At 68.3% G+C, this 24,730-nt stretch carries 12 protein-coding genes, 2 pseudogenes and 2 riboswitches; of the genes and pseudogenes, 9 read left to right on the top strand and 5 right to left on the bottom strand.

The genetic code is table 11. The annotated features are described in order from the left end of the window. Positions 1-47: 47 nt before the first annotated feature. Positions 48-2,717: an FUSC family protein gene (locus ALLO2_RS14515; RefSeq protein ID WP_035732697.1), complete on the bottom strand. Its 2,670-nt coding sequence runs from the start codon at positions 2,715-2,717 to the stop codon at positions 48-50. Between the two features lie 984 nt (positions 2,718-3,701). Between ALLO2_RS14515 and ALLO2_RS28300 the strand changes: the two are divergent. Further along, positions 3,702-3,851 (top strand): annotated as a pseudogene (locus tag ALLO2_RS28300) (ISKra4 family transposase); the annotation flags it as partial. Positions 3,852-4,300: 449 nt separating this feature from the next. Next, positions 4,301-4,618, top strand: coding sequence for a hypothetical protein (locus ALLO2_RS14505; protein WP_023841006.1), 318 nt, complete (start codon positions 4,301-4,303; stop codon positions 4,616-4,618). Positions 4,619-4,728: 110 nt separating this feature from the next. Here the strand turns inward: ALLO2_RS14505 and ALLO2_RS26470 are convergent, their stop codons facing one another. After that, on the bottom strand, positions 4,729-4,893 hold the full coding sequence (locus ALLO2_RS26470) for a hypothetical protein (protein ID WP_023841005.1): 165 nt from the start codon (positions 4,891-4,893) through the stop codon (positions 4,729-4,731). A 1,179-nt stretch (positions 4,894-6,072) separates the two neighbouring features. On the opposite strand from ALLO2_RS26470, the gene ALLO2_RS14500 reads away from it, so the two are divergent. Then, a complete protein-coding gene (locus tag ALLO2_RS14500; protein ID WP_035732694.1) occupies positions 6,073-7,068 on the top strand; it encodes a MoxR family ATPase in 996 nt (331 codons plus the stop codon). Positions 7,069-7,205: 137 nt separating this feature from the next. Here ALLO2_RS14500 and ALLO2_RS27310 read toward each other — a convergent pair whose 3' ends face one another. Then, complete coding sequence (locus ALLO2_RS27310; RefSeq protein WP_035732692.1) at positions 7,206-7,517, bottom strand: hypothetical protein; 312 nt, start codon at positions 7,515-7,517, stop codon at positions 7,206-7,208. A 333-nt stretch (positions 7,518-7,850) separates the two neighbouring features. Between ALLO2_RS27310 and ALLO2_RS14490 the strand changes: the two genes are divergently transcribed. From ALLO2_RS14490 to ALLO2_RS14465, 5 genes are all read left to right on the top strand, one after another. After that, positions 7,851-8,615 (top strand): PIG-L deacetylase family protein, encoded by a 765-nt coding sequence (locus tag ALLO2_RS14490; RefSeq protein ID WP_049761006.1) that lies wholly within the window; start codon positions 7,851-7,853, stop codon positions 8,613-8,615. Positions 8,616-11,215: 2,600 nt separating this feature from the next. Beyond that, positions 11,216-11,313: riboswitch (glycine riboswitch) on the top strand. Beyond that, positions 11,314-11,437, top strand: a riboswitch (glycine riboswitch). It abuts the riboswitch before it with no gap. A gap of 55 nt (positions 11,438-11,492) precedes the next feature. Further along, positions 11,493-14,711, top strand: a complete 3,219-nt coding sequence (gcvPB, locus tag ALLO2_RS14480; protein WP_035732688.1) for an aminomethyl-transferring glycine dehydrogenase subunit GcvPB — start codon at positions 11,493-11,495, stop codon at positions 14,709-14,711. A 331-nt stretch (positions 14,712-15,042) separates the two neighbouring features. Then, positions 15,043-15,783, top strand: a complete 741-nt coding sequence (locus tag ALLO2_RS14475; RefSeq protein ID WP_232235106.1) for an FkbM family methyltransferase — start codon at positions 15,043-15,045, stop codon at positions 15,781-15,783. A 576-nt stretch (positions 15,784-16,359) separates the two neighbouring features. Then, the gene (locus ALLO2_RS14470; RefSeq protein WP_051875279.1) at positions 16,360-18,174 is read left to right on the top strand and encodes a GGDEF domain-containing protein; all 1,815 of its coding nucleotides are present in this window, start codon (positions 16,360-16,362) and stop codon (positions 18,172-18,174) included. Between the two features lie 620 nt (positions 18,175-18,794). Next, positions 18,795-19,865, top strand: coding sequence for a hypothetical protein (locus tag ALLO2_RS14465; RefSeq protein WP_035732686.1), 1,071 nt, complete (start codon positions 18,795-18,797; stop codon positions 19,863-19,865). Positions 19,866-19,955: 90 nt separating this feature from the next. On the opposite strand, the gene ALLO2_RS14460 is transcribed toward ALLO2_RS14465, so the two are convergent. Beyond that, positions 19,956-20,723 carry a TetR/AcrR family transcriptional regulator gene (locus ALLO2_RS14460; protein WP_051623875.1) on the bottom strand — a complete coding sequence of 256 codons (768 nt, stop codon included), beginning with the start codon at positions 20,721-20,723 and terminating at the stop codon, positions 19,956-19,958. Positions 20,724-20,832: 109 nt separating this feature from the next. Between ALLO2_RS14460 and ALLO2_RS14455 the strand changes: the two are divergent. After that, positions 20,833-23,094, top strand: a pseudogene (locus ALLO2_RS14455) (MMPL family transporter); the annotation flags it as partial. Here the strand turns inward: ALLO2_RS14455 and ALLO2_RS24610 are convergent. Then, the gene (locus tag ALLO2_RS24610) at positions 23,015-24,727 is read right to left on the bottom strand and encodes a glutamine synthetase family protein (RefSeq protein ID WP_304413241.1); all 1,713 of its coding nucleotides are present in this window, start codon (positions 24,725-24,727) and stop codon (positions 23,015-23,017) included. The pseudogene ALLO2_RS14455 and the gene ALLO2_RS24610 overlap by 80 nt on opposite strands. Between the last annotated feature and the right edge of the window lie 3 nt (positions 24,728-24,730).

Raw genomic sequence — 24,730 nt, 5'->3', positions numbered from 1 at the left:
GCGCCACGACGGGCGACCGTAACGAAGTCAGCGAACGGATGGGTTCATCAGCGTGGCATCCGGCGAGTCCGCCGGGGTCGTACGTCGGCCGCCCAGCCGCGGCGTCCAGCGGGGCCCTGGTGAACGAGCGCCAGGCCCGCGTCAGTGAGCATCGGTTGCAGACCACGCAGGATGTCGAGATAGGTCGCGCGTGCTGCGAGCGCCACGCCGGCGCGTAGTTCCGGGCGTCGGTGCGCGGCGGCGCCATGGCGCACCACGGCCAGCGCCGCCATGCTGGCCGGGCCAGGAGTGGGGTTCGGGTCTGCCGGCGGCGGAGGCTTGCCGCCGCCGAGTGCCTCGGCGAACCGCAGATACCAGTCGCACAGCTCGGTCGTCTCCACCGTGACCGCTTCCTGGGCTGCGGCCAGATCGGGCAGCGCGGCGGAGATCTCTATGGTCGAGGCGATCATGTTGACGCCGCCCCCGGCCCGCAGGATGTCGGCCGGCCAGGGCACGTCGCCGGCGTGCAGCAGCTGCGCGGTCCGGCGCAGCCGCAGCGCCCCGCCGACGACGGTCATGAGCGCGTCGACGTCGAGCCGGCCGTCAGGCTGCTCCGACAGGTACTGACGGACCGCGTCGTCGAGCAGCCGCCCGGCGCGGATGGCATCGCGGGCCGCGGCGGCCACCTGCTGGTCCCGGCTGGGACGGCGGAGGGCCGCATCGTCCGAGCCCGCGGTGTCGGCGTCCTCTGTTCGGGATGCGCCGGCTGTTTGGGATGCGCCGGCTGTTCGGGAGGCGCCGACCCGGCTCACGAGCACACCGATGGTGTCCGCGGGGCCGTCCGGATGGCCCGACATGTCGGTATAGGCCGGGTCCAGCCAGGGCGAGGTTCGCGGCCGGGCGCTGGGCGGATCGTCATCACCGGGTGCCCGCATGACGACCAGGGCGAGGAAAGCCGCGCCCATCCGATAGGCCGCGGCGGCACGGTGCCGGATTACCGCCGCCGCTCCTCGCGGCCACAGCAGCGCTCCCACGGCCAGGCTAACCCCGAAGCCGATCATAACGTCCTGAATGCGGACCAGCCCCACCCGCCAGCCTAATGGTTCAACGATGTTGAAAAGGATGAGGATGGCAACGGTGAAGCCTGCCTGGCCCAGCGCGAAGAACGACTTCCGTCGCATGTAGCCGGCGACGAACACAGCCAGCGGCAGCAGCGGCCACGATACTACGGTGTGGGTACCGATCAGGGCGACGAACAGGCCACCCACCACAATGCCGATCCCGGTGCCCAGCAGGTCCCGCAGGATCGTCGAGCTGGTCGCCACCACGTTCGACCGCAGCACCGACAGGGTACCCAGCACGACCCAGAAGCCGTGCTGCACCTCGGTGTTCTGGGCCAGGGCGACAGCGAGGGCGAGCCCCACGGCGCCGCGGACGCTGTTGCGGAACCACACCGACCGGATGCTGGCATATCCGGCGGCCAGATCGGTGGCGGCGGCGCCTCGCCGGGTGAGCCGCCTTAGCCTGGCGGGCCAGCCACGCGGCCGCACCCAGGAGCGCAGCGCCGGTGCCGGCGCGGTCACCTGCAGCACGTTCGTCGCCAGCTCCCGGGTCCCCCGGGCCAGCCTGCGCAGCCGGAACGCCTCGGCGATCGCGAGGTCCGCCGGCGGCTGCTCCGACTCGGCGACCACGAGATCATCCATCTTCTGGGCCGATCGGGCGCTCCACCCGTCAGCGTCCGGCGCCGGCCGGCTGACTTGCCCCTCCAGGTAGTCCAGCAGGGCCGTGCGCATCCTCCGCTCAGCCCGCTCCAAACGGTCCAGGCCGAGCCTCTCGCTCGGCCGTGGACCGCGGTCGAGTCGATCGGCCGCGGCGGCGAGCGTGGCAGCGGCGGCGGTGTGGATCTCGGCAGCTTCGCGGGGGAAGCATGCCGCCGCGATCCGATTCCGGTCCGCACGCGGTTCGGCGAACGGGACCAGCCAGTTGACGTCCACGACGAGATNCCCCAGCGCCGCGGTGCGCCCGCCGACACCGCTGGGCCGGTGCGCGGTCTCGGCGAACCTGCGGCGCAGGTGGAACACGTCGGTCCAGATCCGGGGAACTTCGTCCGCCCCGGTCCCGTCCGCCCCGGTCCCGTCAGACTGCGGAAAAGGCATGGTCGTCCACGCCACCCCGGCGGCCATCGACCGACACGCCTGGGCCAGCGCGGCACGCAGCCGTGTTGGGGGCCGCTCCGTCCACAGCACCATGGCCGCGGTGACGGCCACCACCATGGCGGCCCCCCAGCCGGCGAGCCGTTCCGGAATGGCGGACACCGGGCCAGGCGTCATCACCGACAGGACGAAGGCCATCAGCGTGGCCCGTCCGGCGGCGGCGAAATACGCGTTGAGGACCCCGGAAAACAGCACGACCAGGGCGACCAGCGCGGTCACCGGTGCCGCCAGCCAAGGTGTCCGGGAGCACAACGCGCCGATGACGATGAGCGAGACGGTGATAAGCACGAACGCGACGTAGGCCAACAGCCTGGTCTTGGTCGGCCCGGTGAAGTCGATGAACTCCAGCAGGGTGTAGGCGCCGAACCAGGCGAACAGGCTCAGCCGCACGTCCCCACCAGCCAGATAGGTGACGGCCAGCAGCGTGGGGGCGATGAAGGCAACCCGGACGGCCGCCTTGAGGTTGATCAGCCCGGGGTCGTCGGGGAACGCTCTGGTGAGCCGTCCCAGCCATCCGTCCTGCATCGGCCCCTCCACCTCTGCCCTGGACCATCGCCGTACCTACTTAAACCGTCCTAGCCGAACTGTCCTAGCCGACGGCCGGTGAATTTGGGGGACCTGAGTACGGTCTGCGGTCCCTGAACCGTGCCTGGCTTCCCACAGTTCGGCCGCTGCGCGATCATGCGGATCCGACCTCGTGAACGTTGGTGGTCACCGCGCTCGCCGGCCGTGCTGTCCTCGATCAGGGGCACCTACGAGGAGGCTTATCCAGGCCTCTCAGCTCAGATGATCTAGATCATGCATTGTCGTAGGGCAGGGCGCCGCTAAGGATCTTGATTGAAGGGTTCTGAATAGTCCTCCTGATCTATGTGGAGGATCTCCGGTCCGCGCGGCGGCACCGGTCGACGTCATTGCCTCCGTCGATGAGAATCTTGCCTGTCGGTATGCGGAGGCCTGGCACGAGGTCATTGCCGAGGGGCCGATCGTCGTGGCGCGGCTGTCAGCCTGGCCGAGCTATGTTCGCGTTCATCCACGGCCTGGAGGTCAACACCGGCGACCCGGCCGAGCCGGAGCGTCCGCTGACCTGGGGTGTCGAGCCGGTCGTGCACGGACTTCGATGCTGTGCTCGATGGCCTGTCGCCGAGGGACCATGTTCGTGGTGCGCCCAGGCCGATCGGGCGCTGGCTGGCACCCAGAGCCAGGCGCAGAGTAGCGACGGAAGCCGCNCGGGCGGGGTTGTTCGCGGCGGCGCGTGCACTGTACTCCGCGCTGGAGGCGGACCTGGCGGGCAGCGCCGCGGCGGGGNCGACAGCCGACGCGCTCGAGGAGCTGATCCACGATCGGGGCAGGGAGGTGCAGCGGGCGCTGCTGCAGGCCTGTCTGGACAGGCTCGCCGAACGGGAGACGCGGGCCGGGGTGGCGCCGGTCGCCACGGTGGAGCGGTTCACCGGGCAGCGGGTCGGCGAGCGCCAGGCGGTCGAGCTGGCCCGGAACTGGCTGACCGCCAAAGCCCCCTACCTGACCGCCAAAGCCGCCTACCTCGGCTACGACACCGCGCTCGCCAACGGCTGGCCGATCGCGACCGGCGTCGTCGAGGGCACCTGCCGCCACCTCGTCAAGGACCGCCTCGACCTCACCGCCACCCGCTGGGGACTCGAATGAGGTATGAGGCTCACTGAGCGAGCGTCCGTTTGGGTTGATGGTGGTCTGTCTAACTCTCGGGGCGGCGGGGTCCACGTACTGACTTTTCTGGACCGGCACCTGCCGGCAGGCCGAGGGGCATGCGGACGGATGACCACCCGCCCATCGTCCAGGATTTCCGCCGCTCTGAAACGTTGTTCAACCGAGATTTCAAGAATCCTGTACAGTGCGGCACTTTGTTCCCTTGGTGCGAGTTCCACCCTGCTGCGGTCATCTTCTCAACCAGCACGAAGCGATGTGCTCTGAATGCGACTCGCAGGTGCCGGACGTCGGATGCATGAGGATACATTCATATCGGTTCTCGGGTTTGACGTCGCCCGACTCGGCTGCGGTAACGTCCCTCCCGTGCCGGCCGGTGCTGGCCGACACGCATCCGGATGTTCTGCTNGAGAGGAGAAAGAGGGAAAATGGCTCAACAGCAGCAGGTGCAGCAGGTGGAACAGCAGCTGCGGCAGAACTGGCGGCAGATTCGTTACCGTATCCTTGACCAGTTCGGTCAGGTGAGCCCGGCGGACCTTGACTCTGCGACGAGCGTCAACGACCTCGTCCAGCGGATCGCGGACAAGACGCACCACAGCGAGCGGTACGTCGAGAACCGACTCCTGGAGCTTGCGGGAGTAGGCGCGGGTGTTCAGGGTGGAGGAATCGCTGGGGAGCGTTTCGCCTCGGGGCTGGGCGGCGAGCAGCAGCAGCAGGGCCAGCCGTTCGGCGGGGGTCAGCAGTAACCCGACAGACGGGTGATCCGACGACACCGTCCGGAACACGAAACTCCGCCGGGTTGTCGGGATAATTACTGGTTCCGATCGTTCGATTCCGGTCGCTCCGGGGGTACAGCTCAGGCCGTCGCCTTCAGGAGCGACCGGAATTCGAGCAGTTCATCGATCAGCTCGATGGTCTTCCCATCGCGTGGTAGCCGCCGCAATTCGGCCAGCATCGCGTCGGTTTCCTCGAGAGTGGGACGCTCGTTAATAGTGGCGGCTATCGTCACAATGTCGTGCATAGCTGTAATCACCTCACCGTGCTGAGATTACCGGTTGGCCTGCCCGGCTCGAGGGNGGAAGCCGGGNGATACGTAGAAGGAGGCTCGCACGGTAGGGTTTCTGGGGCGTAAATCAGTGTTTCCTTCGCGTTAATGTATCTCTGATGAAGCTACAAAACGTGACGAATGATGCGTCGCGGGTTCTGCACCTCACTATCCGTAGGGCCTCCGCGGGTTCACGGATCTTGCTCCGCGGGTTTATGGATCTCGGTGACCGCCCGCGTGCGCACGCACTTCCTTTCCTACCGCCCCGGGTGGCCCGACGGCCGTCCAGCCGCCCGCCACCGACCGCATCCGGACCGTTCCTGAAGCCTGGCATTGTCCGCCGCCTCGTGGACGCCCTGCCCAGCGGTGCCTACCTCGTCCTCNCCCATGTCCTCNCCATGCAACCGCCGGCTTCGACCCGGGTCCCNCGGCCTGCACGACCGCGGCCTGCACGACGTTGTCGGATTCCGCGTCGTCGAACTGAGGGGCCTGGACCGGCTGGCCATCGATTTTCGTTCATGGGCCCGACGCCGTCTGGCTGCGGTGCCGGTGTCTGTGTGGGCGGGCCACCCCGCCCACACAGACACCTCCGGGTGAGCGCCGTAGGAGGGGTACATCGCTCACCACATCTCCACGTATCACCCAACAATACGCGGACAGGCCATAAGCATCTTGGGCTGATGTTGCCCATCTCGGGATGGTCCGTCTGGGCGGGGTTGTCGTTCTTGTCGCGTAAGACGCCTCTCTCGGTCGACAGGTTGCGACCCTCGTGCCGCCTTTCGTGATGTCACACCCAGATCTCTACGGAGAGTAGCAAGATCTGCACGAATCGAAGCGATCGACGATACCATCCGGTCATAGGATCACTGGATCGACAATTCAGTCGGGTTATGGAACAACGAAGCGGGTCGGCTCGTCGTCTATCGCAGCGGAACGGATCGGCTCTGCGGCGGCGACGGCCGCCGCGGGCCGCCGTACCCGGGCGGTTCCCCCCGCCGCCCGTGGGCGGACCGGGCCGGTTGCCCCCTCGCCCGGCACGGTCCGCCTCCATCAACCCACGAGGAGCCCATTCCGGTGATTGAGCACGCTGTCCGCATCGCTCGGACGGTCCTCGTTCCCCGACACCACTGGGCTAGGAGGCAGCGCGTGACCCGCATGGGCGACGGCCGCGACAGTACGTCTGGCGACCGGTCCGCGGTTGCCACGTTCTCAGCCTCCTTCCATGATGTGGTCGCAAACGTCGAGAAGGTCATCCGCGGCAAGCGTGAGGTGGTGGATCTCGCGACGATCTGTATGTTCGCCGACGGCCATCTCCTCGTCGAGGATGNCCCCGGTCTGGGGAAGACCTCCCTGGCCCGCAGCCTCGCCGCGTCGGTGGGCGCCGGCTGTCATCGCATCCAGTTCACGCCCGACCTGCTGCCCGCGGACATCATCGGGACGATGGTCTACAACCAGCGTGCCGGCGAGTTCGGACTCCGCGCGGGCCCGGTGTTCACCAATCTTGTCATCGGCGATGGGATCAACCGCGCCTCGCCGAAGACGCAGTCGGCTCTGCTGGAGGCCATGGAGGAGGGGCGGGTCACCGTCGATGGGACCGGCTATCCGGTACCGCGGCCCTTCATGGTCGTCGCGACGCAGAACCCGATCGACCTGGACGGCACGTACAGCCTGCCCGAGGCCCGCTTGGACCGGTTCCTCATGCGACTGCGGATGGGATATCCCTCCCTCGCTGCGGAGCTGGAGATCCTCGATGGTCGGCAGGTGGGTCGGCGCANCGAGGATCTGAGACCGGTGATGCGGGCGGAGGACGTGGTGGCCCACGCGGCCCGGACACTCGCCATCCATGTGGCACCCGCCCTCCGGCGGTACATCGTCGATCTGGTCGCCGCGACCCGCACGCTGCCGGATGTCGTCCGCCTGGGGGCGAGCCCACGAGGCAGTATCGCGCTGCTTCGGGCCGTCCAGGTGCGTGCCGCGTCGCAGGGACGGGCCTTCGTGACCCCCGACGATGTCAAGGTGCTGGCCAAGCCGGTCCTGGCACACCGGCTGGTGCTGAGCCCCGAGGCGGAACTGCGCCGCGTCATCGCCGAGGACGTCGTGGACGAGGTCGTCGAGACCATCCCGTCCCCGCGTCGTCTCGTCGGCATCTGACCGTGGCACTCCGGTCGGCCGACATCGGGTGCCGGACGGGCCGGCGGATGGACCTTGGACTCCGCCGGATGGACAGCATGGCCTCGACGGTGTGGCCTCGACCGAGGGGCCCGTTCCCGGCCGTACTCGCGCAACGGCTACAGATAGCCCGAACAGGCCGGTACCCCCGGAATGGGCTCGTTCTGTCCGTCCAGGGTGACGACTGTAGCCGGTAGGTACTCCCATGCCTGGCTGTATCCGTGTTGGCGCGGATGTCCGGTGGGGCGCCCGGTCGCCTTGCATGCGCGCACGAAACGACGCTCGGCCGCGGGATCCCGCAGATCGGAATGCATCACCTTGACGGCGGCCCGGCGATCGAATATCTCCTGTTCCGCGCGGTAGACCGTGCTGAAACCGCCGTGCCCTATCAGCTCGAACGATCGGTACCCCTCGATCATCACCGGCTCCACGCAGTTCCCGCGTCTCGTCGCGTTCTGGCCCGTCGCGTTCTGGCCCGTCGCGTTCTGGCCCGTCGCGTTCTGGCCCGTCGCGTTTCGGCCCGTCGCTCAAGCCCAGCGCAGTCCCGCCCCGCCCACCCTGCTTGCGACGTGGGCGCACCCGGGAGAGTGGGCTTTGTCCGAAAGATGGGACTGTGCCCGGAAGATGGGACTGTGCCCGGAAGATGGGACTGTGATGGTGCCTGCCGGCGTCGTGGGGGCGCTATGCCGCCCCGTGCGTGTGGCGTTGCCGATGACCGCACCGATGTCCGTGCGGTGCCGCGCCGCATGCCGTATGGAAGAACGATGCAGGAGGAACGCGTGGCGGACGAGCGTCGGCCCTTCGCCGACGACAGCGGGACCCCCGAATCGGTCTGGCAGGGATGGGATCCGGGGTGGGCGGAGCTGGACCTGACCGTTCCGCCCACAAACGCGGTGATCGTGGCTCCCCACCCGGACGATGAGGTGCTGGGCATCGGTGGTCTGATGACCATCCTGTCTACGCTGAGTGTGTCGCTCACCGTTGTTGCTGTGACTGATGGTGATGCATCCCATCCCGGATCTCCGACGCTGTCGCCGGCCGAGCTTGCGCGGCGACGGGTGGCGGAACAGCATTCCGCTCTCGCCGAACTCGGCCTGGCCCAGGTACCGGTGCATCGGGTCGGCCTGCGCGACGGGCGGGTCGCCGGGCACGAGGAGTTGTTGGCCGACCAGCTGGAACCGTTGCTCACCGCCGACGGGTGGCTGCTNGCGACGTATGCCGGGGATCGTCATCCAGATCATGAGGCGACGGGTCGGGCGGCGGAGATCGCCGCCGCGCGGGCGGGCACCCGGCTGCTCGAGTACCCCATCTGGACCTGGCACTGGGCGGTGCCGGACGACCCGCGAGTTCCTTGGGCCAGGGCGCGACGGGTGCATCTTCCCGTCGACGTGCATCGGGCCAAGCAGCGAGCGGTCGACTGCTACCGCACCCAGATTGCTCCGCTTTCAACCCATCCGGCCGATGCTGCGGTGCTTCCGGCCGAGGCCTTGGCGCGGCTCCTGCGCCCAGCCGAGACGGTCTTCGTCTGACCGTTGCGGGTCATGAAGCATGAGTAGGCGCCTTGCTCGCAGCCACCTGTTGCCGGATGGCGGCCCCACAGCCGGAGCAGGTCTTCGAGCTCACGTCCGGTTGCCCATGCGGTGACACGGNCAACCGGACGGTCAGGGCCGGGACGCCGGTCGGCGGGGGAGACCCGCGCGTACACCGCGGCGGCTCCCGCGGGGCGTTCGACGGCGGACGGCTCGACCAGGATCAGCTGCCCGACCGGGCGCGCCGGTACGGGCAGCTTCCCTTCCCGAAACCAGCGGTAGGCGGTGACGTAGTGGGCACCCGCACGCTGCGCCCCCTGCTTCAAGTTCACTCACACATCGCATCACTTACTCAACAGCCAGCAGGTCGCTGCCCCGCGGGGACATCTCCCGCAGCGGCAGGCTGCGGTCGTCGAAGGCCGCGGTCGTCGAAGGCCGCGTCGTCCGCGGCGGTGATTCCGAAGACGCTCGGCCTGGTGCCGATCCAGCGATTGATCAGCCAGTGCAGCAGGTTGATGGTGACGATCGCCGGAGCGACGACGGCGGCGACCCCGGGAATCGCCGGCTCCAAGGCCAGGGACAGCACGATACTCGTGATGCCGTTCTGTTGGGAAGCGGCCAGATAAACCCGGTCACGTCGGGACATGCGGTGGGTCAGAAGGTAGCCGACGAGNCCCTGTGCGGCGAAGGCTGCGGCTCCCAGAGCGGCCCCGTGGACAAAGGCGATTCCGCCGGAGAGAAGCAGGCCGAGCGCGACCGCCGCACCATAGAACGCGACCCGTACGGTCCTCTCCACGAGGTGGGGGAAGAAGTCGTCCCCGCGCTCGGGGAAGAGCTTGGCATCGGGACGGAGGATCAGCCCACCGATTGCTACCGCCAGCATGAGAAAGAACCCTGCTGCCACCATGATCAGACCCGTTGTCAATGCCAGGGCGCTGGTCGCGTTTCTCTTGGCGCCCCGCCACAGCAGGGCGGTGAGGGTGACGAGGCCGAGGTTGAGCGCCAAGCCGACGAAGAAACCGCTGACTCCCGACGGTCCACCGAGATCCGGCGTCATCGCGGGCTGGTCCTTGACGAACGTCGAACCGACCGCTGTGACCAGGGACACAGTAAGGAGTACCGTCACGGGATCGTCGAAGGCAGCCCAGCTGCGCAGGAGATCCTGACCGCGTTCGGACATTCGCGAACCCGAGGTGAGCGTGGCTACCGACAGGGGATCGATCTGGGCGACCACCACGCCAAGAAGAAGGTACAGCGGGTCGCCGAGCGCGAGGGCCAGGGCGCCACCGATCAGCAGGGCCTTGAGGGCGACGCCCACGGTGACGACGAGCACGATCCGGCGGATGTCCGCCCAGGCCGCGCGGGCGATCCCCAGCGTGGCGCCGTACAGGCCGACCGCCAGCAGCACCGCGATGGCCATCCGATAGCCGTGCACCTTCGAGATATTCGGCAGGTGGAACAGCTGAAACAGCGCGCTGAGCGCGACACCCACCCCGATCAGGCTGACCAGGGATGCCAGCTGGCCGAAGGACTGTGCTCTCTGGAGCGATCTCATGGCCCGGTCGGGTTCCAATGGTGGAACGGCTGTACCGGTCTCCCCGCTGGCACCCCGGCGACCGCCGGGCTGCCGGGATGCGGATACGCATCCGTGCCCTGCGTGTGGAGTGACGGGATAAGGGCGCATCGACCTCTGAACAGTGACCGAAGGCCCTGCATCGAGCTCTACCTCCCCGTGATGTTGGACGGCGGAAAGAGGAGTTCTCCTCCTACTTGCCATCGCCCAGAGTGGTCGCCGTGCAATGAAGCTAGTGCAATGAAGCTCGCGCAGCCGGCATCCGTAGGTTAAGTCCAGACGCCGCACCGGTTCAACCCCAGGCGGTGGTTGCCACATGATCAATTGCCATGGCGAATTTTTTGCCGGGTAGTCGACGATGACGGCTTACTGGCCGTCTTCCTATCCAGCTCGTGTGATGACGCCCTCGTGTCTGTGTCCGCGTTCGGCCTGCCCGGCCGCACCTTTCATGGCGGGCGTCGGCGTCGGATGGNGCAGATGAACCGTATGATGCGCGTGCAGTCCGGCGACCCGGCGATACCTCGCATTTCATCTGTGTAGGTGTCGTCCGCGCGGGTGGGAGAGCATCGGGAGGGCATTCCAGGGGGCATGGCCCGGTTTTTCGACGTCAGTCCTGAAGCACATCTCGGAATCTTGATGTTTCTTGATATTTTTTGTAGAGTTGTGACATGTGTCTAAATATATAGTTATCCGCGGTCGTATCGCCTACCGGCGGGCGGCCTTGACGCCGAGGCCGCTGCCACCGCCCGCGGGATCGGATGGCGGACGAACGATGAGCCCGTGAGCCCGTGAGCCCGTGGTCGGGGCCCACGGCCCCACGGGTTCGTGTGTTCATGTTGCGGACAGGTTTCGGTGGGGGACGCTGGTTGGCCCGCGGGGCCCCCGCAGCTAGTGTTCGGGGAGTGGAATCGTGGCTGAACGCAGCCGGCGTCGAGGGGACCGGCGCCAGTTGGGAGTCGATCATTCGCTACTGGTAGGCATCCCCGGGTCATCCGTGCCCCGTCCCACAACTCCATACCGATGCCGCTCACGCCCGTGCGGGAGAGTCCCGGTCGCTCGCCGTTCGGGACGCCGAAGGAGCAAGCTCTCCCCATAAACTCTCAGGCCCCCAACCGCCGGGTCAGGCAACTCTGGAAAGTGGACGCCGTGGGGTGTCCCGCCGACGGTGAAAGCCGCGTTCCCCGCCCGCAGCTCCCCGGACTGCCGGCGGCGGCGCTGGTGAAGCTCTCAGGTCAATGACAGAGGGGGAGGCCCGCCGCGGCGCCGGCATGATCCGTCGTCGCCCGACCTCCGGAGCAGTCATCATGCCTGACGTCACCCAGTACGACGACACCCCCTATGCCGATGGACCGGCCACGGCTGCCGATGGACCGGCCACGACCGCCACGACCGCCACCATCAGTCCCGCGTCGTCGCACGCGCGGTCGGGGGCGCCGCGACAGGGCAGTGCCGCGGCGGTGGGCAGGAACGGTGCGAGGCGGCTGCCCGCCGCGGCCATCCCGCGGTTCGCCGATCGGCACATCGGCCCGGACCCGTCATCCCAACGGGAGATGCTGGATGCGCTGCGGGTGGAATCACTGGCCGCGCTCACCGACGCGGCCGTCCCGGCAAGCATCCGTGACCATGATCTGGATCTTCCCGCGGCGCTGAGCGAGCCCGCGGTGCTCGCGGCCCTACGCGCGTTCGGTAGCAGGAACCGACCGGTTTCCTCGATGATCGGGCTGGGATTCCATCCCGCGGTGATGCCGGGAGTCATCCAGCGCAACGTCCTGGAGAACCCCGCGTGGTATACGGCGTACACGCCGTACCAGCCGGAGATCTCCCAGGGCCGCCTGGAAGCGTTGCTCAACTTCCAGACGATGATCACTGATTTGACCGGCCTTGCGGTGGCCGGAGCCTCCCTGCTGGACGAGCCGACCGCGGCGGCCGAGGCGATGCAGATCGCGTTTCGGACGGCGAAGGGTTCCCGCGCGACGTTCCTCATCGATGCCGACACCCTCCCGCAGACCGTCTCGGTGGTCGCGACCAGGGCGGAGGCGCTGGGGATCAATGTGGTGGTCGCGGATCTCGCAGCCGGACTCACGGCCGTGGGCCCGGCGCAGCTGGATGCGGCCTTCGGCCTGCTGCTGTCCTATCCCGGGCCGGCGGGCGTCCTGCGGGATGTGCGTGCTGTGATCGCATCGGCGAGGGAGCGCGGCATCGTCGTCACGATCGCCGCCGATCCGCTGGCGCTGACCCTGCTGCGGGCGCCTGGCGACCTCGGCGCGGACATCGCGGTGGGGAGCACGCAGCGGTTCGGACTACCGCTGTCCTTCGGAGGCCCGCACGCCGGCTACCTCGCAGTGCGCAAGGGGCTGGAACGGTCCCTGCCGGGGCGGCTCGTCGGGGTGTCGGTCGATGCGGACGGCGCACCCGCGTACCGGCTCACCCTGCAGACCCGTGAGCAGCACATCCGACGGGAGAAGGCGACGAGCAACATCTGCACGGCCCAGGTGCTGCCCGCGGTACTCGCCTCCATGTACGCGGTCTACCACGGCCCGGAGGGCCTGGCCGGGATCGCGCGTCGCATCCACGGGCACGCGGTGCGCCTCGCCGAAGGCCTGCGCGCCGCCGGTGTGACGGTGGTGCACGACGCGTTCTTCGACACCGTCCTCGCCGCGGTGCCGGGCCGGGCCACCCAGGTGGTTGCGGACGCGTTGGCGCGGGGCGTGAACCTGCGGCTGGTCGACGACGACCACGTGGGTATCTCCTGCAACGAAACGACGGGCCAGGCCGAGCTGGAGGCCGTCCGGTCGGCCTTCGGGGTGGGCCCGGAGGCGACGGCGGGCATCACTTGGACCGGGACCGGGACCGGGACCGAGATCCGGACCGGGGCCTGGACCGGGTCCGTCGCGGCGGCGAACGATCATCTCGTGGCCCGCGCGGACCAGGCGGACCAGGCGGACCAGGCGGACCAAGCGGCGGACGAGCCGGTGGCGCTGCCCGCCGAACTGGTGCGTACGGATCCCTACCTGCAGCATCCGGTGTTCCACGACCATCGGTCGGAGACCGCGATGCTCCGCTATCTGCGTCGACTGTCCGATCTTGATCTGGCTCTTGACCGGGGCATGATCCCCCTGGGGTCGTGCACGATGAAACTCAACGCGACCACTGAGATGGCCGCGGTCACCTGGCCGGAATTCGCTGACATCCATCCATTTGCCCCGTTGGACCAGGCCGCCGGATACCTCGCGATGATTCAGGACCTGGAGCGTTGGCTCGCGCAGATCACCGGATATGCGGGGGTCTCCCTCCAGCCAAATGCCGGCAGCCAGGGTGAGCTCGCCGGGCTGCTCGCCATCCGGGCCTATCACCGCGATCATGCTGTTCCNGGATCCGTGGTGCGAAACATCTGTCTCATTCCCTCCTCGGCGCACGGGACGAATGCGGCGAGCGCCGCGATGGCGGGAATGCGGGTGGTCGTCGTCTCCTGTGACGACGACGGAAACGTCGACCTGAACGATCTGGCCCGCAAGGCCCGCGCGAACGCGGACGCCTTGGCCGCGCTGATGGTCACCTACCCGTCGACCCATGGTGTGTACGAGGAGGGCATCGGGCAGGCGTGCGCGATCGTGCATGAGGCCGGCGGTCTGGTGTACGTCGACGGAGCGAATCTCAACGCTCTGGTGGGGCTCGCCAGGCCGGGGCAGTTCGGGGCCGACGTGAGCCACCTGAACCTGCACAAGACGTTCTGCATCCCGCATGGGGGCGGGGGTCCGGGGGTCGGCCCGGTGGCCGTGGTCGAGAAACTCCTGCCCTATCTGCCGAACCACCCGCTGCGGCCGGAGGCAGGACCGGCCACCGGAGTGGGCCCGATCTCGGGATCCCCGTGGGGCTCGGCCGGAATTCTTATGATTCCGTGGGCCTACATTCGGATGATGGGGGCGGACGGCCTGCGCNGGGCAACCTCGGTGGCCGTCCTGAACGCCAACTACATTGCCCACCGGCTGCATCCGTACTATCCGGTGCTCTACGCGGGCCGGGACGGGCTGGTCGCCCATGAGTGCATTCTGGACCTACGGCCGTTGACGAAGCTGACCGGCGTCACCGTGGACGACGTGGCGAAGCGTCTCATCGACTACGGTTTCCATGCTCCGACCATGTCATTCCCGGTTGCCGGAACACTGATGGTCGAGCCGACGGAGAGTGAGGATCTCGGCGAGATCGATCGTTTCTGCGACGCAATGATCTCCATTCGGGCCGAGGCGGACAAGGTCGGAGACGGTATCTGGCCGCGGACCGACAATCCCCTGCATAATGCTCCGCATACTGCACAGATGGTTACCGCCAACGAATGGTCACACGCTTATCCGCGATCGGTGGCGGCCTATCCCGTCGCTTCGCTGCGGGCCGCCAAGTACTGGCCCCCGGTACGTCGGATCGACGGCGCCTATGGTGATCGCAACCTGGTCTGCACCTGCCCACCGGTGGGATCCTTCGCCGCGGAGCCGGTCGACGAGCAGATTCTCGCCGGAGCCCGCTGAGGACGGGATGCCGGCGCGGCCGCCGTCGATTTTCTCCATCGCGGCGGCGGCCGATGCGAGGTCGAACGGTCTCGCTGGGTAGTCTGCCGCGACTTCTGAACCCTTCCCTTGCGGAAGGGTTCAGAAGTCGAACTCTTTCGTGACGTAAGGATTATCGGTCGAGCGGGGTCGAGCGGGAATGAAGTGGACTTGAAATTCCTGTTACTGGTCTTGACCGTGGATCATGTTCGCCCAATAGTGGTGTACTGACTGTCATAATGGGTCATTCGGCGATGACACTCCGGCAGGTCACCGCTTGAACAACAGGAGGTCGCGGCGGATGGATCCTCGGATGGAAAAGCAGCTGGCAAGGGCCCGGCGGGTGGCGGTCGACATCGGCCTCGGCCCGGCGCTGAAGCTGGTGCGTGACAACGTCGTTCCTACCGCCCGCCGCAATCGCAGCGACGACCGGCATCTGGCGCTGCTGCTGTCCTTCGTCCTCCGGGAGGACTCGAACTGTATCGACGTGGGCGCGCACAAGGGTGACGTTCTGCGGACCATCCTCCGGCACGCCCCGGGAGGCCGGCACGTCGCCTATGAGCCGTTGCCGCACATGGCCGCGGCGTTGACCACCGATTTCCCGGCGGTGGAGGTACGACAGGCCGCGCTCGCCGACCAGCCGGGGGTGCTGCCCTTCACCTACGTCCGCAGCAGGCCCGCCTACAGCGGGCTGCGTGATCGGGTGCCCGACAGTGAGGACGTCGAACGGATCGAGGTGGCCGTCGAGACGCTGGACGACGCGATGCCGGCCGACTACCGGCCAACCTTGATCAAGGTTGACGTCGAGGGGGCCGAGTACGGGGTGTTCAAGGGCGGCCAGAAGTTGATCGGCTCCAGCCGGCCGCATCTCGTCTTCGAGTTCGGTGCCGGTGCCCGGGACTACGGTACGACGGCCGACGAGATGTACACGCTCGTCGACAATGATCTCGGACTGCGCATCTTCGATCTGGACGGCGACGGTCCTTACACGTTGCCCATGTTCCGGACGACCTTCGCGTCGGGGGCGCACTTCAACTTCGTCGCCCACCCCTGACCCGCGTCGCGGAAACGTCCGCGACGGCGGTCGTCGGCCTGACTTGCCGATCATCGGCTCGTAGTGGTCCGGGCGAAGCTCGCCCTTCGTGACCGCGCCAGTCGAGATCCGTCCGGACGGGGCGAATCCCGCACAATGATCGGACAAATGATCGGACAATAGTGCCCATCGGGCTTCAAATGTTCCTGTACGAAGAGCAACCATTCGATACGGTTTCGGTAGGTCGCGGCGTCCGACCCGTCGAAACCAGACGGGTGGGCTCAGTGGCGCTGTAGGTGCCGTGAGCGGCAACGGAATGCCGCAAGGCACCACAGGCGTACGTGGCCGGTACGCGTACCACCCGTACGTCCACACTGAGAGGCTGCTCATGGCCCGGTCCCTCCGGGGCGGCTGTTCACCGCCAGCCGGTCCTGCACGGTCGACAGGTTCGATTCCCTCGGTCAACCCGACAACGAACGCCCATCAACGGCATCACGTTCAGCTGGACGACGCACCGGCCCGGACCTCCCGGTGGACCCCGGCGCCGCTGCCACGTCCGCTGTCCCGCACGGATCCCGCGTCGCGAACCGAGGGGTGATGCCGGCTCCATCGTGGCGGCGCGCTTGGCGTAGCCACGTCTGGCTTGTCTATCTCTGTCTCGGTCTGATCGCCATCCTCGTCTACGGCCAGTTTCCCACGACCGGCGGCCCACGTGCCGTCCGGCTGGTCATCTACCTCTGCCTCAGCGCCTCGGCCGCGGGGGCCGTGTTCCTCGGCCTGCGACGCCAGGAGTTGGCCGACCGACGTCCCTGGCTGCTGATCGGAATCAGCCAGGTGATGTACGCCATAGGCGATGGTGCCTTCTACATCTTTCACTATGTGCTTGACATCACAGAGTATCCGGCCTTGCCGGATGTGTTATATCTGGGCCACTATCCGCTGTTCGTCGTCGGTCTCGTTCTGCTGACCCGGCGACGGACCCAGGAACGGGACATCGCCGGCCTGCTCGACGGATCGATGTTCCTGCTCGCGGCGGTTCTGTTGTCCTGGCTCTACCTGATCGCGCCGCAGGTGCGTGCGGACCATGATCTGTTCGTCGGCGTCACCTCGGTGGCCTATCCGGCGATGGATCTGGCGCTGCTGGGGGTGGCCATCCGTCTCGTGCTGGGGCACGGGAGCCGCCCACCCGCCTTCTTCCTGTTGGCGGGCAATCTGCTCGCCAACCTGACCGCCGACACCATCTACGTCGTGCAGCAGACGAACGGGACCTTCGAGGTCGGCAACTACCTCGACGCGATCTGGTTGACAGGCAACCTCGCCCTCGGCGCCGCCGGGTTGCATCCGACCATGGTCGACCTCACGCGGCCGGCGTCCCCGCGTGCGCAGGCGCGCAGCGGCCGGCGCCTGGTGGCACTGTCGAGTGCCGGGCTGGTGGCTCCGACCGTGCTGGCCGTGCAGGTGATCCGTGGTGATCTACGGGATCTGCTGGTCGCCGTGGCCGTAAGTGCGATCATGATGATTCTGATCATCGTTCGGATGGCGGGCCTGGAGGCCGACCAGCGGCGTCTGGCGATCACGGACGGGCTGACCGGCCTGCGTACCCGCCGCTATCTGGAGACCGAGATGAGGTTGGCGGCCGGTCGGGTACGACGCACCGGATCCGGAATGGGGCTGATCCTCGTTGACGTCGACCACTTCAAGTCGGTGAACGACCGATTCGGCCATCCGGCTGGTGATCAGGTGTTGACGGAGGTGGCTCGGCGACTGCTGGTCGTGACCCGTCCCGGTGACGTCGTCGCCCGTTACGGGGGTGAGGAGTTCGCGCTGCTCACGCTGAATGTCCGGGGAGACGCCCTCGCCGATATCGCCGAACGTCTGCGCCGCGGCGTCGGACGAGAACCCGTCCGGATCGTCCTGCCCGCGCCGCGAGTTCCGGATCCGCCGGCCCGCACGGGGGAGTCCGGGGCTGCGGGGTCTGCGGAGCCGACGAGGGCGCGCGGCCAGGCCCGGTCGGGTGCCGGTGTCCGGGGAGACACCGGCGAGGAGTCGCTGCTGATCGCTGTGACGGTCTCGGTCGGAGCGGCGGCCCTCCCCGATCACGCGGACGACACCTTCGCGCTCGTCGCAGCCGCGGATCGCGCGCTGTACGCCGCCAAGGCCGCGGGACGGGACCGGGTCGCGGTCGGCTCCGCCAGACCGGGCCATGACGTCGGTGGGCATGACGTCGGTGGGCATGACGTCGGTGGGCATGACGTCGGTGGGCATGACGTCGGTGGGCATGACGTCGGTGGGCATGACGTCGGTGGGCATGACGTCGGTGGGCATGACGTCGGCGAGAGGGTTGGTTCGAGTAGACAGCCCCCAGCCCCGGATGCCGTATCCGCCGTGGTGTCCCGGCGTACGCGATGGTGAGCGCGGCCACGGCGGCGGGCAGGTCGGCGAGCGCCGCCCGATCGTCCGTCCTCGGGATGGTCCGGCCGCGCGCCGGTCTTCCTTCCATGGCCATGATCGAAAGAGAGTAGGACGCCGTGAGCGATTCTGCCCATCCGGTGGCATCGGCGGGCCGTGTGGGGGNAGTTNTTTCGGATCGGTCCTGGAGTAACCGTTCCGGGCGCTTGGTCGGGTACTCTCCGTGGCACGGCGGGGTCATGCGCCGTGCTGGTGCGGCGCCGAGTGTTCGCTCCTTGTCCCAGAAGCGGTGGTTGTTCCCCCTCGAGAAAGATGGGGAGTGACGGACACGGTCGTAAGACCGATACTTTGACGCTCCAGCACCTGCATGTGGCGGACCGATCGTTCCCGGGTGGTCGAGAGGCGGAAGCGGTGAACCGGAACACGCGGGGAGGTACCGGCTACGACTCGGGCGGATGAGGCGTTGTGAACGGAGGTACGCAATCATGCGGTCCGGGGTGGCCGGGGGATTCCCTACCCAGCCCGTCTGATACCGCCGGCAATGCCGCACCAGATCCCCATCTGGACGTCATCACCGGTACGGGCTGTCCGTACCGAAGAAAGGTCACGAGAGAGGGGCGTCCGTGCGAACGCTCGAACCCACCAGCCTCGACCTCGACTCAATCGAGGTCGACAAACTCGCCAAGGGCATCACTCTGAGTCTGCTCATCCCGGCCCGTGGCCCGGAGGCGGCTCGAACTCTCGGCGACATCATCGCACTCAACCGGCAACGCTGGATGCAGGAGCGTAGCGTGCTGGACGAGATCGGCGTGGTTGTCGACCCGTCGTCGGACGGGGACGAACATGGCCTGATGCGCATCGCGACCGACGCGGGCGCCAGCTGGGTCGTGCGTGGGGAGTCGGTCCTGCAGCGTCACGCGGGCCGAGAGGCCACCACGACCGGCGGCAAGGCGGGTGCGATGCGTAGTCTCGCCTATCTTGCGTTCGGGAGTCGGCTCATCTTCCATGACGCCGATCTGGAAAGCNATGATCCATATACAGTGGGTGTCCTGGCTGCCGCCGCGACTGCCGATAACGCCCCGCTTTTCGTCAACGGAAGTTCGCGTAGAGTGACTGGCGACGGGCAGCCCGGGGGGCGAACCACCGAGATGCTGCGGTCGCTGTTGTCGAAACAGCTCGCCAGGTATGTGCCGTCCATCACTCGGACAATCCAGCCGCTGATCGGGGAGTTCGTCATCGACGCGGACGTCTTCGCGGCGCTGGCGTTCTCGCGGGGGTACGGCGTCGAGACGTCACTGAAGGTTCTGGCTCTCGATCTGCTCGACTACTCCGATAGTCTCCAGGTCGAACTACCGATCAAGTATCAGGTCGGCCAGCACTACCACAGCCTGGTCAAACAGTTCCATGAGATTAGTTTCACAATCGATGTCCTGGAGGCGTACTTTCAGCGTCGGCGGGTCGACCCGCACGTCGCCATCTGGCAGATCGCCGACAACTACGACCTGCTTTTCCCGGGTCGTACGTATGCGTTGCACCGGCCGCCGGGCTACGACGACACCGACTTCGTTCCGCGGCTCGGCTTCTACCAGCCGTTGGCCACGGCACCGGCTTATCAGGCGCGGTTGCCGGAGATCAAGAGTACCCGTCGGGTCGCGCTCGACGCACTGGGGCGGCGAATGCGGACCTCGGCCTGACCGTCCGGCGGCCGGTCGCCGGGCAGCTGAACCGCTGCCCGGCGACCACCGGACCGTCAATCACCGGACCGACTGGCCGGCACCGGGTGGTCACTTCGCGACCGGTCGGCCGGCCGGCGGGACGGGCATCACCGTGGCGAGGTTGTACCCGCCTCGCCACACGCGGATGATCGCGTCCGCCATCTGCCGGTCGAACAGTTCGTCGATGTCGTCAAGGGCGGGGGGGAGGTGCCCGAACATCTCCAAGGAGATGAAGCCGTGCAACTGGGTCCAGACGGCCAGGCACACGGCGAGTCCGGCGGCGTCGATCGCGACGTCGTGGTCGCGTCCCCAGGCTTGCAGGCTGGCGCGCATCGGCGGGGTGAGCTGGGCGTCCACCGCGGCGGTGTCGATCATGCCGGCCCCGGTCGACTCGCTCATGCAGCGGAACAGCACCGCGACCGCGCGGTGCAGCTGTGTGATCATCCGGTCGTTGGTCGACGTGGCACAGGGAATGCCGGGACCGAAGATCAGTCCGTATTCCGTCGGGTGGTCCAGGGCCCAGCGGCGCTGCGCGCGGGCGACCTGGAGCCAGCGTCGTAGGTGGTCATGCGGATCGGCCGCGTCGAAGGCCGCCTCCAGGGCCTCCGCCAGCGAGGCGAACCCGTCCGCGACCAGTTCGGCCAGCAGGATCTCCCGGCTGTCCACGTAGCGGTACAGGGCCGATGGGGCCATGCCCATCACCCGGGCGACCCCCCGTAGGGAGAGCGCAGCCGGGCCACGCTCGGCCAGCTGGGCGCGCGCGGTCTGTTTGATCTCGTCGAGAGTGGCCTGCCGCAGTCGTTCGCGACGGGGAACCGGACTGCTCACCACGGTCATGGTGGGTCTCGACGAGAACGCTGTCAACTTTGCGAACGGATGCGTCTTGACACGAGCAGCGATCGCGAACACTGTTCTCTTCAGCATCGCCTGCTCTTCGGAGGGTTCCGTGTTTACTCCGCTCGTGACGCGCCGCCCGCGTCTGGTCCTCGTCCTTACGCTCCTCGTGCTGCTCGGCGCCGGTGGGCTCGCGGGCGGTGCCTTCGGCAAACTCCAGACGGGGGGGTTCGACGATCCAGCGTCGGACTCCTCCCGAGCCGAGGACGTCCTGGACGCCCGCTTCCACGGCCGCCCGAACCTCCTCCTGTTGGTGACCGCCCGGGCGGGCGATGTCGACGACGCGGCGGTCGTCGCCGCGGGGAAGGAGGTTGCGGCCGATCTCGCCGCCCAGGCCGGGGCGAGGGACGTCGTGTCCTACTGGACGGGGGGCGGTCCGGCGCTGCGCTCGCGGGACGGTCGGCAGGCGCTCGTCGTCGCCAGTGTCCAGGACGATGACCAGGCCGCCGACATCGTTGATCATTATGGGTCGTGGGCGGACGCGCCGGGGGCGGTGACGGTCCGACCGGGTGGGGCCGCGACGGTCGGGGAGGACATCAGCGGACACGTCTCGGCCGACCTCGCCGCCGCCGAGTCGTTCGCCATTCCCATCACGTTGGCGTTGCTGGTCATCGCGTTCGCGGGCGTGGTCGCCGCCCTGCTGCCGCTGGGTATCGGGCTGCTCGGCATGCTGGGTGGCTTCGCCGCGCTTTCGGTGATCGGTGNGCTTACCGACGTGTCGATCTTCGCGGTGAACCTGGCGACGGCCCTCGGCCTGGGGCTGGGCATCGACTACTCGTTGCTGATGGTCAGCCGGTTCCGGGAGGAACTGGCGGCGGGTCGGGACCGCGCCACCGCGGTGGAGGGGACGGTCCGCTCGGCCGGCCGGACGATCCTGTTCAGTGGGGCGACGGTGATCGTGGCATTGGCCGTGATGCTCGTCTTCCCGCCGTTCTTCCTGAAGTCGATGAGCTACGCCGGGATCTCGGTGACCCTCGTCGCGATGCTGGCCGCCGTCGTGGCCCTGCCGGCGCTGCTGATGGTGCTCGGCGAGCGGGTCAACGCCTGGGGGATCGGCGGTCTGCTCGGGCTCGTGCGGCGTCGCCGCGCCGGTCGTGCCCGGGGCGGCGAGGCGATCGGGCCCGCGGGCGCGGCGGGGTCGGCGCCGGTCGGGTCGGCGCCGGTCGTGGTGCGGGAGGCGGCCGACTCGCCGTTCTGGCGTCAGGTCGCCGGCACCGTGATGCGCCACCCCGTGCTCACCGGCCTGCCGGTGATCGCGGTTCTGCTCGTCCTCGGGGCGCCCTTTCTGCACGTGAACTTCGGCACCCCGGACGACCGGGTGCTGAAGCCGGGCTCGGCGGACAGCCGGATCGTCGGTGACGCCCTGCGGGGCGCGTTCGCCGCCGACATCGGCGGCGCGCTCGACGTCGTCGTCCAAGCCACCGGGCCGGGCATGATCGACCGGTCCGCGCTCGCCTCCTACGCGACCGCGCTGTCCGAACTGCCGGACGTGGCCCGGGTCGACAGCGCCCTCGGGTCCCACATCGACGGGCGCCGGGTCGTACCGCCCGGTCCGGCCAGCCGCCGGTTCGCGATCGCCGGAGCGGATTCCCTCCAGGTCGTACCTGCGGTGGACTATGCGTCGGACCATGCGCAGGCCCTCGTCCGGGCCGCGCGTGCGGTGCCGGCGCCCGTGGGGACCAGCGTGCTGATCGGTGGCGCATCCGCCGTCCTGGTAGACGGCAAGACCACGATCGCCGACCGTCTCCCGGTCGCCCTCGGGCTGATCGCGCTGGCGACCTTCGTGCTGCTGTTCCTGTTCACCGGCAGCGTGCTGCTACCGGTGAAGGCCATCGTGCTCAACGGGCTGGCGATGTGCGCCGTGTTCGGCGCCNCAGTGTGGATCTTCAGTGACGGCCACCTGTCCGGGTTCCTCGACTTCACCCCAGGCCCGCTGGACACCTCCATGCCGGTCCTGCTCTTCTGTATCGCCTTCGGGCTCTCGATGGACTACGAGGTCTTCCTGCTCTCCCGGATCAAGGAGGCGCACGACGCCGGCGCGCCCAACACCGAGGCGGTCGCCACCGGGCTCGCCCGGGTCGGGCGGATCGTCAGCACCGCCGCCGCGCTGCTCGCCGTCACCTTCGTCGCGTTCGGTACCTCGTCGGTCCGGTTCATCCAGATGTTCGGGATCGCCACCGCGCTCGCGATCGTGCTCGATGCCACCCTCATCCGCGGGGTGCTGGTCCCCGCCTTCATGCGGGTGGCCGGCGACTACAACTGGTGGGCCCCTGGCCCCTTGCGGACTTTGTATCGGCGGTTNGGNCTACGCGAANANTCCNTCCCNGNGCAGGGNGGGGNNAGAANCGTTCAAANCCGCGCCGGCGCTCCCAGTCGGTGACGGTCCGCTCGTAGCCGGCGAGCTCGACTTCGGCCGCATGGGCCAGATGGGCGACGACCCGATCACCGAAGGCGGCCCGGGCCACCGCACTGGCGCGCCATCGGTCCACCGCCTCCCGCAACGTCGCGGGCAGCCGTGGCACGTCCGGCATGGTGAAGGCGTTGCCCACCCGTCCGGGTTCGAGCGGGAGACGGTGCTCGATGCCGTAACGGCCGGCCGCGATCATCCCGGCGACGGCGAGGTAGGGATTCGCGTCACCGCCCGGCACCCGATGTTCGACGCGCAGGCCCGGCCCGTCGCCGACCACCCGTATGGCGCAGGTCCGGTTGTCCCGTCCCCAGCTGACTCCGGTCGGAGCGAATGAGCCCGGTGCCAGGCGCTTGTACGAGTTCACGTTGGGCGCGTACAGCAACGCGAAATCGGCCATGCAGGCGAGCTGCCCGGCCACGAACGAGCACATCAGCGCGGACATCCCGGCGATGTCGTCGCGAGAGCCGGGGGGTGGGAAACCGGGGGGTGCGATGCCNGGTGGGGCCAAGCCGGGGTGCCGGACGAGCGCCCCCTCACCTTCGGGGGACGGCGCGAACACACACGCCCCGTCCGTCCCGCGCAGGGACAGATGAACATGGCAGGAGTTCCCCTCGCCCTCGTCGTACTTCGCCATGAAGGTCAGGGCCTGCCCGCCCGCCGCGGCGATTTTCTTGGCGGCGGTCTTGTAGAGGGTGTGGTTGTCGCAGGCCTGCATCGCATCGGCATACCGGAACACGATCTCGAACTGTCCCGGATGGACCTCCCCGCGCGCGGACTCGACCGCCACCCCGATGCCGGCCATCGCCCGCCGGAGGCGTCGGACCAGATCGTCCAGGCCTTCCGTGCCGGAAAGCGCGTAGTCGATGTTGTAACGGCTGGCCGGGGTGAGATCGGTATAGGAGCGCCGCGCAGCTCGACGGTAGGACTCGCGGAAGACCAGGAACTCCAGCTCCGTCCCGGCGAAGGCGGTCAGACCGGAGGCTGCGAGCGCGTCGAGCTGTCGACGCAGCACGGCACGGGGAGCGACGCCCACCGGGGACCCGTCCGGCCAGAACGCGTCCGCGAACACCACCGCGTCGGACGGATGCCAGGGTGCGCGGCGCAACGTGGTGAGGTCGGGCTGGAGCCGTAGATCACCGAAGCCGTCGTACCAGGGCGAGTGGGGGTAGCCTCCGTCGGTCTTCATGTCGACGTCGACGGCGTGCAGGTAGGTGCAGGCGCCGAGGCCATCGGCGAGCACCGGTCCGGTGAAGTGCTCCGGGGACACGGCGCTGCCGACGAGCCGGCCCTGCAGGTCGACGGTGGCGACGATGATCTCCTCGACCGGTTCGGCTCCGGCCAGCAGGTCACGCAGCACTCCCCGGCCGGCCGCGTTCTCCCCGAGCGCCTGATCGGACGATGACCCGGGGCCGATCGGGCGGGGCTGGACCCGCGGTGCGGGCCGCCCGATCGGCTCAGGTGGCTCAAGCGGGTCCGGGGGGTCGGGACGGGCCGGAACCTGGGCCGATGGCGGGGTCGGAACCGGCGACGATGTCATGCG

Origin of the sequence: Frankia sp. Allo2 (genome assembly GCF_000733325.1) — a bacterium.
Lineage (GTDB): Bacteria > Actinomycetota > Actinomycetes > Frankiales > Frankiaceae > Frankia > Frankia casuarinae.
This window is presented reverse-complemented; position numbering and strand designations above follow the sequence as displayed.